The sequence below is a fragment of the Aequorivita sublithincola DSM 14238 genome, assembly GCF_000265385.1.
GTDB lineage: Bacteria > Bacteroidota > Bacteroidia > Flavobacteriales > Flavobacteriaceae > Aequorivita > Aequorivita sublithincola.
Genome location: NC_018013.1, coordinates 3,172,082 through 3,183,781 on the forward strand (window position 1 = coordinate 3,172,082; position 11,700 = coordinate 3,183,781).

Consider the following 11,700-nt stretch of genomic DNA (forward strand, 5'->3'; position numbering starts at 1 on the left):
AAAGCGATCTTGCCTCTTGCCTCTTTTCTCAGACTATTATGAAAGCGAACTAAACAATGGCAACCCCTTATCCTTCTCAGAAACAATACGCTTTTCCAATGGAATTTGCCAATCAATATTCAAGTCAGCATCGTTGTAAATCACACCAAATTCTGAATCTTTCTTATAAAATTCATCACATTTATAAAAAAAAGTAGCAGTTTCACTCAATACGGCAAAACCGTGTAAAAATCCTTTAGGCACAAACAACTGTAATTTATTCTTTGCACTTAAGATAATTTCAAACTTTTCACCGTAGGTTGCCGAATCTTTTCGGGCATCAACCACCACATCAAGCACTTCTCCTTTCAAAACTCTCACCAACTTGGCCTGAGCATAAATTCCACCTTGCGCATGCAGCCCCCGTATAACTCCGTAGGAAGAATAGGATTCATTATCCTGCACGAAAGTGGTTTTTATTCCTGTTTTTTCCTCAAATTGAATCGAGTTGAAGCTTTCCATAAAATAACCCCTATCGTCTTCAAAAACACTAGGTTTTATTATAAAACAGTCTTTTAAAAAGGTTTCTTCAACGGTCATCTTAGTGGTATTGTTTTTTGTAGTATTCTTGATATTTTCCAGAGGTTACGTGTAATAGCCATTCTTCATTGGCAAGATACCAATCTATTGTTTTTGAAAGACCCTCCTCAAAAGTTACACTGGGTTTCCACCCTAAGTCGTTATTTATTTTGCTGGCATCAATGGCATAACGAAGATCATGCCCCGGTCTATCTTTTACAAATGTTATAAGTTTTGCGGAACTTCCCTCTGATCGCCCCAATTTTTGATCCATTAACGTACAGAGTAATTTCACCAAATCTATATTTTTCCACTCGTTAAACCCACCAATATTATAGGTCTCACCACACTTTCCATCGTTTAGAATAAGATCTATTGCCTCTGCATGGTCTAGAACATATAACCAATCTCTGGTATAATTGCCATCGCCATAAACAGGCAGGGATTTATTATTAATGATATTATGTATAAAAAGTGGAATCAATTTCTCAGGGAATTGATTTGGACCGTAATTATTGGAACAGTTGGAAATAATATAAGGAAGCTTAAATGTTTCGCCATAAGCTCTAACAAAATGGTCCGAGCTCGCCTTTGAAGCGGAATAAGGAGAATTAGGATCGTAAGGCGTAGTTTCTGTAAATAACCCTTCTTGACCCAAGCTGCCGTAAACTTCGTCTGTACTGATATGATAAAAAAGCTTTCCGGAATAATCCCTTAACCAAAGTCTCTTGGAAGATTCCAGTAGGTTTAAAGTGCCTAAAATGTTGGTCTTGGCAAAGCCTATAGGATCTGTAATAGATCGATCCACATGGCTCTCTGCTGCCAAATGCACCACAACATCAAACTTGTATTCTTCAAAAATTAGGTCTATAGTTTTGGCGTCGGTTATATCGGCTTTTAAAAACTTGTAGTTTTGTTCATCCTCCACATCCCCTAGATTTTCCAAATTTCCGGCATAGGTTAGACTATCCAAATTATAAATTTTTGCTTGGGGATATTTTTTAACCAGTAAACGCACCACATGGGATCCAATAAATCCTGCTCCGCCAGTTATAAGTATTTTCTTGTTCTGCATAAATACGCTGCTACTTTTTTCTGAAATAATAAAGGGCATAAATATACACAGAATAATACAGATGAATTTCTATTATTCCTTACAAGAAACCCTAATGAAAAATTTTAATCACCCATAGAAAAACGTGGGCTCCCTAAACTATCATCCCCGCCGCAACGGTTTCATTGGTATTATCATCAATTAAAATAATACTTCCTGTGGTACGATTTGTTCCGTATGAATCTATCATTAAAGGCTTGGTCGTTCTGATGGTTACCCGCCCAATGTCATTCATCTCAAAGGTTTCTTGGTCTTTTATACGGTCGTACGTATTTATATCAACTTTATACAAAACATTCTTTATCATCGCTTTTTGCGAATTCTCTGTATGATAAACGGTGTATTTTGTTCTTGGCTGAGACGGTTTACTGCTCATCCAACAAAGCATTACGTCAAACTCTTGCGAGGTTTCTGGCCTGTTGTTGGTTCTAACAATCATATCGCCTCTGCTAACGTCTATATCGTCTTCCAAGGTTATGGAAACAGACATTGGCACGAATGCTTCTTCAAACTCTTCCTCAAAACCATCTATACTTTTTATTTTCGAAGTAAACCCAGATGGAAGCGCAACCACAATATCTCCTTTTCTAAAAACCCCACTGGCAATTCTACCTGCATACCCGCGATAGTCTATAAACCCTTCTCTTTGCGGACGAAGTACCGTTTGTACAGGAAAACGTGCGTCAATTTTATTAAGGTCGTTGCTAATGTGTAAAGTTTCCAAAGTATATAATAATGCTGCACCCTTATACCAGTTCATATTGTCAGAACGATTCACCACATTGTCACCGTGTAAAGCACTTATCGGAATATAAGTTATGTCCTGGATTACAAGTTTGGAAGACAGTTTTTCATATTGACTAACGATATCGTCATAAACAGCCTCATCATAATTCACCAAATCCATTTTGTTGATACATACAATTAAGTGTGGTATTTGCAAAAGCGAAGCAATAAACGAGTGTCTCTTAGTTTGCTCTATAACGCCGTGTCTTGCATCCACCAAAATAATGGCTGCATTGGCCGTGGAAGCCCCCGTAATCATATTCCGAGTATATTGAATATGACCAGGAGTATCTGCAATTATAAATTTTCTTTTGGGTGTGGTGAAATAACGATAAGCCACATCTATGGTAATCCCTTGCTCCCGCTCTTCTTTAAGCCCGTCAGTAAACATGGCAAGATCAATATTGTCGTGCCCTTTTTTCTTGCTCGTATTTTCAACGGCGGCTAATTGGTCTTCAAAAATTGACTTTGAGTCGTAAAGCAATCTTCCAATCAAGGTGCTTTTACCATCGTCAACACTTCCTGCGGTTGTAAATCTTAATAATTGATTGTTGTCTATTGCCATTGTTTTTTAATATGTGAATTCGTGAGTTTGTGAATTTGTGAGTTTGTGAGTTTGTGAGTTTGTGAGCGTGTGAGCGTGTGAGCGTGTGAGCTTTTTTAATTTTTTAAAGTTTGGATTAGCTTTATCAGCATTCTTTTAATATAATATATTTTCTCTTTTAATATTTTTGAATCATCAATAAAACCTAATCTATTAGATATTTCAATTTGAGTTTCCAATTCAGCGGCTGAGCCAAGACTGATATATAAAAATCTTTTAAATTCTTTCTTTGATTCCCGCGCTGCACCTTCAGCAATATTTGATGGAATGGATACTGATGCCCGACGAATCTGACTAGTAAGCCCAAATTTTTCTGAATCTGGAAAATTATGAGTAACCTTATATATTTCGATGACCAAATCCATCGACTCCTGATAAACCCTTAAATCGTTATGTGATTTCATAAAACTCCACTTATTTACCAATTCACCTACTCACCCATTCACAGACTCACAAACTAACCTTTTAAAAATACCCCTGCTTCTTCCTATCCTCCATCGCCGTTTCCGAGCGTTTATCATCGGAGCGATTTCCTCTTTCCGTCATTCGCATTGCTGAAACTTCTTCAACAATCTTTTCCAAAGTATCTGCGTCAGATTCAATTCCACCTGTTATAGTAATATCTCCCAACGTTCTAAAACGGATTTTCTTGGTTTCTATCTTTTCGTTTTCTTCCAGTTTTAAATGTTCTGAAACCGGAATCCACGAATCACTTCGCCGAACAACTTCCCGTTGATGAGCTAAATATAAAGATGGGATGCTGATGTTTTCACGTTTAATATAGTTCCAAACGTCCATTTCAGTCCAATTGCTTATTGGAAACGCTCTAAAATGTTCACCTTCAAAATACTTCCCGTTAAGCAAGTTCCATAATTCTGGGCGTTGGTTTTTAGGATCCCACTGACCAAAATCATCTCGATGTGAAAAGAAACGTTCCTTAGCACGTGCTTTTTCCTCATCGCGTCTTCCGCCACCAATGGCGCAATCTACTTTGTTGCTTTCTATGGCATCCAATAAAGTGGTGATTTGGAGTGCATTTCGCGTAGCATTTCTACCTTTTTCTTCAGCAACTCTTCCCGTATCAATAGATTCCTGAACTGAGCCAACAATTAATTGTACTCCAAGTTCTTCAATTAAATCATCACGAAATTGAATGGTTTCAGGAAAGTTATGTCCTGTATCTACGTGCATTAATGGAAAAGGTATTTTAGAAGGATAAAACGCCTTTCTGGCCAAATGTGTTACAAGAATTGAATCTTTTCCACCTGAAAAAAGAATCACAGGATTTTCAAACTGCGCCCAAACTTCGCGAAGTATATAGATGGCTTCAGATTCCAATTCGTCTAGATAATCTAAAAAGTATTTATTCATTTGTTAATTGGTTTATTCGTTACTTCGTGATTCGTTAATTCGTTAATTCGTTAATTTGTGATTCGTTAATTCGTTAATTCGTTGTTTAAACGCAATCCAAAGAATCTCCACTTCCTCAGTAAAATTCATTAATCTGAAGTTTGAAAGTAATCCAACGAATCCCAAATCCCTATTACCTATTACCTATTACCTATTACCTAATGCCTATTACCTAAAATTTCACTTCTCATCATTCTTATTACTTAAATATCTTATATATCCATTAATCAGTTGGATGCACTTTTCGACTTGTAAGCGAATTTCTTTTAAAGTTTCCAAATTTATGTAATCGCAATCTTTTGCTTCAACGGAATGGTCTAATATTTCTGAAACGGATCCTCTGGAATATCTTAAAAAATTGATATTTTCTTTGTAATGATAACTTCCCCAACCTTCAGCTATATTAGCTGTTGAAGAACGAGCGGCCCGCAATATTTGTGAGTACAATTCAAATTTCTCATTTTTTGGAAGTTTAATTAAAACATTTTCTTTCAAATAGACTTTCAAATTATAACATTCCTTCCAGCAATTCAATTCCTCAAAATTCCCAGCCATAATTTTTTTCATTAAGTTGGTTAATTGGATAATTCGGGATTCGTTAATTCGTTAATCCGAAGTTTAAAAGCAAATCCAACGATTCCCCGAATCCCGAATCCCGAATCCCAAATTACCGTCAAATCTTCTTAGCTATCACTCCCATAATTACCAAAACCGCCTCATCTACCGAAACCACCGTCGTATCAATTTCAATATCAGGAATCATCGGAGCTTCATAAGGAGCATTGACTCCAGTAAAATTCTTTATCTCTCCAGCTCTTGCTTTTGCATAGAGCCCTTTCGTGTCTCTTTTTTCACATTCTTCAATAGGCGTATTTACAAAAACCTCTACAAAGTTATTATAACCTACAATACGCTTCACATTTTCTCGATCTTCACGATACGGAGATACGAATGACGCCAAAACAACCAAGCCAGCATCAATCATTAAGTTGGCAACTTCGGCAATGCGCCTAATATTTTCGGTTCTATCTTCTGGAGAAAAAGATAGATTATTGTTTAAACCCTTGCGCACATTATCGCCATCCAAAAGATACGTATGAATACCACGCTCAAAAAGTGCCATTTCCACCGCATCTGCAATAGTAGATTTCCCCGAACCCGAAAGCCCCGTAAACCATAGCAACATTGGTTTTTGTTTCTTTAATTCGCTTCGTTGTATTTTCGAAATACTGAAATCATGCCGAATCACATTTTCCTCCATATTCAACTAATTTAAAACTTTTATAAAAATATCTAAATCTGTCACATTGAGCTCCACCAATAACTAGCTGGACGAAGTGCCATATTAACAAATTCCCAAACTCATCTCTACAAAACAACCCTCTACCCACTACCCTCTACTCTCTAACCCGTAATCCATACGGTACCAAACGCGTTCGTGAAGATAATATAAAATCATTTTGGTCAAAAGTTCCGAGAGACCAATCTTGAGTCCGATTAGCGGATTTCCAGTTACTAACCAAGACAGCAACATAGTGTCTAAGGTTCCAACCCCTCGCCAAGTAAGGGTTTTAAAAATGTGGCGTTTTCTACTTTCACGAACAATTCCTTTTTTAGAAAGATTAATTTTAAACCAAACCCTTTCGTGGAAATAATACAGAATCATCTTCGTAAATACTTCTGCCAAACCAATTTTAAGTCCCGTCCAAGGATTTCCCGTGATGAACCACGACAACAAAATCGTGTCCAAGGTTCCCACCATCCGCCATGTTATAGTTTTGGCAATATGTCTTTTACGGGATGGATCTCTCATATTAACGCTTCACCAAAAAATAGTTGTTCAATAAATTGGGTTTGTTGTATTGCATTGGTTTTCCTGTGCTTTGGTCTATCACTAAAACACCCGCGGCATTACAAATAGCGTGGCCAGCCGCAGTATCCCACTCCATTGTTGGCGCGAATCGCGGATAAATATGCGCCAAACCCTCAGCCACCAAACAGAACTTTAAAGAACTTCCTTTGGAAACGATTTCTACTCTATTATCCTTTTCTATTTCTGAAATGAAATTTTTAGTGTCTTCATTTAGATGCGAACGACTACCAACAACTATTACTTCGGAAGTAATTGGCGATGGTTTTATAATTTTAGCTTTTTCGAATATTTCTTCCAAGGAAATCTTTTCCGAAGAAACAATAATCTTTTTTGAAGATTTTTCGTCTTCAGAAGTAAAATATAGTTCTTTTGAAACTGGAACATATATCACACCAAGAATCGGACTGCCATTTTCTATAAGGGCAATATTTACAGTGAATTCGCCATTGCGTTTTATAAATTCTTTAGTGCCATCAACCGGATCCACAATCCAGCAACGGGTCCAATCTTTTCTTTCAGAATAATCTAGCTGACGATTTTCTTCACTTATAATTTGAATGCCTGTAGGTTTTAAATAGCCGTTAATCACTTCATTCGCGTTTTTATCGGCTTGCGTTAAAGGGGAATTGTCATCCTTTGTTTCCACACCAAAGTCTGTTTCATACACTTTAAGTATTTCTATTCCTGCATCTAAAGCAGCTTTTATGGCTATTGATAAATTAGTTTTCATCCTGAAATTTTGTTAGAAGCACGAAGTTACTATAATTTGAATAAAGAGAACCTTCATATTTGACTGTCGTTCTCTTAAAAAAATAGAAAAAACAACACGTTAAAAAAAGGCTAAACCCTCCTACTTTATTGTTCTCTGAAGAGCTATTGGCTATCTTTGAGAAAACCTTAAAAAAACAAAACATGGGCTATTTAAACCTAGATAAAACAAAAACTACTGCCACTGCAAAAGAATTAAACGTACTGTTGGCAGACTATCATTTATACTATCAAAAACTTCGAAATTTCCATTGGAATGTGGTTGGTAAAAATTTCTTCGAACTTCACGTAAAATTTGAAGAAATGTATGACGATGCTAAACTAAAAGTGGATGAAGTTGCTGAACGTATCTTAACACTCCGTTTTCAGCCAGAAAGTAATTTTTCAAATTATTTGAAAACTAGTAACATCAAAGAATCTTCTGAAGACACTAAAGATGTTGAAATGGTTAAAATACTGCTGGACGACCACGGAAAACTTCTAAAACAAATGCGAAAAGTTGTTGAAACTGCAGATAAAGCTGGCGATGAAGGAACCATAGATATGATTGGTGGCTTTATTGGCCATATTGAAAAAGTAAGCTGGATGCTGGATGCTTGGTCTATGAAGAGCACGGATAATCATCCGGAAGCGTAGATTAGACGGTAGACGGTAGACGGTAGACGGTAGACGGTAGACGGTAGACGGTAGACGGTAGACGGTAGACGGTAGACGGTAGACGGTAGACGGTAGACGGTAGACGGTAGATAAAATAAAAAAAAGCTGAGAAAGTTTGACAATTTGTTCATTCTTTTTCAGCTTTTTTTGTTAAAAATCTTACTTTCAAGACGAAATCAAATTCCCCTTTAGGGGCTAGGGGGTCAAAACGTATTTAGAAATCAAACCCCAATCCAAAAGTAATACGTGTTCCTTCCTCAGAATTGAATACACTAAAGTTTGCATTCAGGCCACCGGCTCCATTAATCCACAAACCGCCACCACGAGAGTTGTGCCATTTTTTTGATGGGTCATCTTTTATCCAAATTCGTCCCAAATCTGCACCTACATAAAGTCCGGTGTCTATTGGTATTAGTCCAATTTTAAACGAAGGTAAACTGTAACGGAAATCTGCACTACCTACCAAAAACGACTTCCCGCTAAACCGCTGCTCCCGATACCCCCGCAATCCATTATCTTCCCCGAGAGTGGCTGCCTGATAAAACTGATAACGCCCGCCAATATTAACTTGATTGCGCACATTTGTTTTTAAAACCAACTTTCTATTTTTGGTTAAATGGTTGTAAAAGCCTATCCGTGATTTTATAAAGCCATGTATATCGTCCGTATCCTTCAAATTATCAGTCACACCCACATTTAAGTCAAACATCATCCCAATAGTTGGGTTTCGGATTTCATCGTAACTTCTGTAATTATAAATTGCTTCCAAAGTTCCGAAAAAACTGTTTTTATTCATATTCGGAATACTCACATCAGAAATAATTGAAACGTTGGAATTGTTCACATCATAACTATCAAAAGTAGTTTGTAGCTTGAAGAAACTACCAAAATTACTATTTCGAAGCAATCCTACGTTGGCAGAAATGTGTTGCACTTCTACCCTATTGTATTCAAACCCCTTTTCATCTTGAAAATTCTCCGTTTCATTTCCGAAGCCGAAAAAATTAATATTGTAATTGGGACTAGTAAGACTTGCTCCAAAACTAAGATTCAAATCATCCTGAATATTGGCAAACTCTCCCGAATAAGAAAGCTCGAAACTATTTTGATCCGTGAAGTAAGCAGCACCTAAAACATGTTTCTGCGAAAAAGGGTTTCGCTGAAAATTATCAACCCTATAAACGTATTGCAAAGCAGCACGAAATCCATCGTCTGGATTGTAACCTATTGCCGAAACAAAGCCTTGATTGCGTTCTATCTGTTTTCTAAAATCATAAGTATTTAGGTTGTAAACATCCGTAAAACGAATAGTTCCACCGTTTTTTGATTCAACAATACTCGGAAAGCTTTCAGAATCGTAAACTTTTACTCGTCTTCCTTCATTTAAAGCATAAGTGTCTTCATCATTACCGCCAATAGCTCGAATGTATATAAGATCGTTTTCCTTGCCATTTACAATAAATTTATCCTTACCGCTAAGGCCATAAACCCAGATTTCTTTGGTGTCTTTATGATTATAGGTTCTATCTGTAAGGGTAACAGATATTACACCATTAATGGTTGTAAATGTTTTGATATTTGTCTTTCCATCTGGTAAACGGGTAATCTCAAAAACATCGTCATAATCCGTTCCCACAACGGTTTGTAAGGTTGAAAGAAAGGTGTAATACTTATCGGCAATAGCGACCAAATTCTCCCTTCTATCTTTCAGTTTTTGCTTAATGTCTGCTAAAGATTCATCTTGAACTTCTTGCGGAATTTCATTAAAAGCCTTTTCAATAACCGCATCCGTAATACTGTCTTGAATGGATTTTGCTAAATACTTCCATTGACTTCTACCTGAATTTTCCAGTAACGCCCTGTCTAGAATAATACTTTCTTTATTGAATCGTTTTAAATCAGTTATATTTTCACCATAAACCTGACTCTCAAAAGATCCGTTGAAAAGCGAACGCGTTAAATCTGAAATATTACCTTCAAAACTTGAAAAAGCGTTGTCCCGATTCTTGGGAATGGGAACAAACACGTTCTTTTTATATCTGTTGAAGTATTCCGCCCATTGCCAATGATCTGGTTCACGGTCCCAATAACCAATGAGCATATCAAACAATCGAGATTTTATATAATTTTCTTCATCCAAAGAAACATCGCCAGTTTTTTGAAGTTTTATAAGAATATCATCCGTAGTTTCCACATCGTCTGGATATTTGAAAAGACCTTCGCCTTCACTGCTTTCAGAAGGTTCAATGGAAATTAAATACAATTCATCCCCAAAGGTTTCATTATAATTTCCCAATCGCTTTTGTTTGGGAACATAATAAAGCTGCGGCGTAGTGTAAAATATATTGATAGCCCTTGCAAGATCAGGAACAGCCATAACCGCATATGGGTGGGAAGCGGTGTAAAAGCCTATTCCCTGCCCCTTCAAATTTGGTGCGTCCACTTTCTCAGGTTCGGAAGGTTCGTTTTTATTGTCGTCAAAAACTATTTTTCTTGAAATCTGCAAGGCTTTCTTACCCATTTTCCGCATTCGGTAGCGATTGCCTTTTTGATCGGTCAGTAATAGTGAATTGTAATCTGCCCCCTTAGTTTCATTTATAACTTTTAAACCTCCATAAAGTGTATCCAAGGACGCCACTTGAGCTGTGACTGGCTTGGAATAGGCGTCCTTATATTTAGATCCCCAAATGGTTTTAAAGAACAACGCTTCGCTAATACTATCTTGTTTGTAAATTGGAACAGTGTATTGCTGCGGAAACATTTTAGGATAAATAGAAATATCTAATTTTTTTGGAGCAGGAATCACTTCCTTTTGAAAGAGAAGTTTTGGCTCGTGATTTTCGCCTTTCACAAAATAACGAACCCATGAAGAACCATCATCAAAAACATCTAAAACTGCAAATCCCTGCGCTCCAGTGCTAAAAAAACCGTCTTTGCCAGTGGCAGCGTAAGATTCCTTAGAGCCAGCTCCAGAAACAATTTGCTGAAATCCATCCTTTTCAATGTATTGTAAGTTATGATCGTGACCGGAAACAAAAACCAATCTTTTATTGTTCTTGGCGAGCTGCTGTAGGCGAATCATCAAATTATTGTAAAGCTCATTATATCTATCTTGCACCGAAACACCGCCTCGCGAACGTATTTGCACAACCAAAGAAGACAAAACTGGTAATGGAATTTTTTTCTGAAAAGGGTATAAATGTTTTTCCAAAGCAAAGTATCCACCGTGGTTTCCGTTAGTAAACATTGGATGGTGCATTGCAAAAACAATGGTTTTGTTTTGGTTCTTTTCTAGTGCTAATTCCAGTTCAATAAAAAATTTTTCACGGGTTTTGATATCGCAATTCTGGTTTATTGTGGGATTTTTGTTCCAATCTTCTAAAAACCATTGCGTATCGATCACTATCAACTGAATATCATCAGAAACCGTGATGCTTTCCAAGGGGCAACCGTTGCTGGGCCTAAAAGCATCTTGATCTGGGAACTTAGATTCCACGTAATTTTCTTCGCGAGCTACACCAACAACGCCATCGTTATACCATTCATGGTTGCCGGGAATAAAAATAGTATGTCCGTCATAATCTTTTAATGAATTATGCTGCGCATCTATCATATTTTCAGATAGCTTTCGGCGTGGGTGTCCTTCTGGATCCATTCCAGCTGGATAAATATTGTCGCCCAAAAAGATGGTATAGTTCCCTGGTATTTTTTCTTTCTTCAAATATTTTTTAAAAGTGATAAGCGCATCGCTCATTCCACCCATTGGCGAAAGGCCAGCATCACCCACTAAATAAAAGGTCTTTTCTACTTTTTTATCTGAAGGATATATAGGTTTTGCATCTTTATCCTTAAACTGAGGTGCATAAGTCGCACAGGAGGAAATAAGACAAACCGTAAAAAATAGAAAAGAAAACTTTTTAAAAATCATAA

Annotated in this window: 11 protein-coding genes; 1 reads left to right on the forward strand and 10 read right to left on the reverse strand. The window is 37.0% G+C overall.

Annotation, left to right across the window (positions count from 1 at the left end; all coding sequences use genetic code 11):
• Nucleotides 1-36: 36 nt before the first annotated feature.
• The 9 genes from rfbC to cysQ all read right to left on the reverse strand — a co-directional run bounded on the left by rfbC (nucleotide 37) and on the right by cysQ (nucleotide 7,075).
• Entirely contained in the window at nucleotides 37-579 is a 543-nt protein-coding gene (gene rfbC, locus AEQSU_RS14495) for a dTDP-4-dehydrorhamnose 3,5-epimerase (protein ID WP_014783622.1), read from the reverse strand.
• A gap of 1 nt (nucleotide 580) precedes the next feature.
• A complete protein-coding gene (gene rfbB, locus AEQSU_RS14500; RefSeq protein ID WP_014783623.1) occupies nucleotides 581-1,633 on the reverse strand; it encodes a dTDP-glucose 4,6-dehydratase in 1,053 nt (350 codons plus the stop codon).
• A gap of 133 nt (nucleotides 1,634-1,766) precedes the next feature.
• Entirely contained in the window at nucleotides 1,767-3,023 is a 1,257-nt protein-coding gene (locus tag AEQSU_RS14505; RefSeq protein WP_014783624.1) for a sulfate adenylyltransferase subunit 1, read from the reverse strand.
• A gap of 95 nt (nucleotides 3,024-3,118) precedes the next feature.
• Nucleotides 3,119-3,466 carry a four helix bundle protein gene (locus tag AEQSU_RS14510; RefSeq protein WP_014783625.1) on the reverse strand — a complete coding sequence of 116 codons (348 nt, stop codon included), beginning with the start codon at nucleotides 3,464-3,466 and terminating at the stop codon, nucleotides 3,119-3,121.
• A 61-nt stretch (nucleotides 3,467-3,527) separates the two neighbouring features.
• Entirely contained in the window at nucleotides 3,528-4,433 is a 906-nt protein-coding gene (cysD, locus tag AEQSU_RS14515; RefSeq protein ID WP_014783626.1) for a sulfate adenylyltransferase subunit CysD, read from the reverse strand.
• Nucleotides 4,434-4,652: 219 nt separating this feature from the next.
• A complete protein-coding gene (locus AEQSU_RS14520) occupies nucleotides 4,653-5,039 on the reverse strand; it encodes a four helix bundle protein (protein ID WP_245529077.1) in 387 nt (128 codons plus the stop codon).
• Between the two features lie 106 nt (nucleotides 5,040-5,145).
• Nucleotides 5,146-5,733 (reverse strand): adenylyl-sulfate kinase, encoded by a 588-nt coding sequence (cysC, locus tag AEQSU_RS14525; RefSeq protein WP_014783628.1) that lies wholly within the window; start codon nucleotides 5,731-5,733, stop codon nucleotides 5,146-5,148.
• A gap of 129 nt (nucleotides 5,734-5,862) precedes the next feature.
• Nucleotides 5,863-6,285 carry a DUF2061 domain-containing protein gene (locus AEQSU_RS14530; protein ID WP_042492101.1) on the reverse strand — a complete coding sequence of 141 codons (423 nt, stop codon included), beginning with the start codon at nucleotides 6,283-6,285 and terminating at the stop codon, nucleotides 5,863-5,865.
• 1 nt (nucleotide 6,286) lies between these two features.
• Nucleotides 6,287-7,075, reverse strand: a complete 789-nt coding sequence (gene cysQ / locus AEQSU_RS14535) for a 3'(2'),5'-bisphosphate nucleotidase CysQ (RefSeq protein WP_014783630.1) — start codon at nucleotides 7,073-7,075, stop codon at nucleotides 6,287-6,289.
• Between the two features lie 182 nt (nucleotides 7,076-7,257).
• Between cysQ and AEQSU_RS14545 the strand changes: the two genes are divergently transcribed.
• Nucleotides 7,258-7,749 (forward strand): Dps family protein, encoded by a 492-nt coding sequence (locus tag AEQSU_RS14545; protein WP_014783631.1) that lies wholly within the window; start codon nucleotides 7,258-7,260, stop codon nucleotides 7,747-7,749.
• Between the two features lie 235 nt (nucleotides 7,750-7,984).
• On the opposite strand, the gene AEQSU_RS14550 is transcribed toward AEQSU_RS14545, so the two are convergent.
• On the reverse strand, nucleotides 7,985-11,698 hold the full coding sequence (locus AEQSU_RS14550; RefSeq protein ID WP_042492555.1) for a metallophosphoesterase: 3,714 nt from the start codon (nucleotides 11,696-11,698) through the stop codon (nucleotides 7,985-7,987).
• Nucleotides 11,699-11,700: the final 2 nt, after the last annotated feature.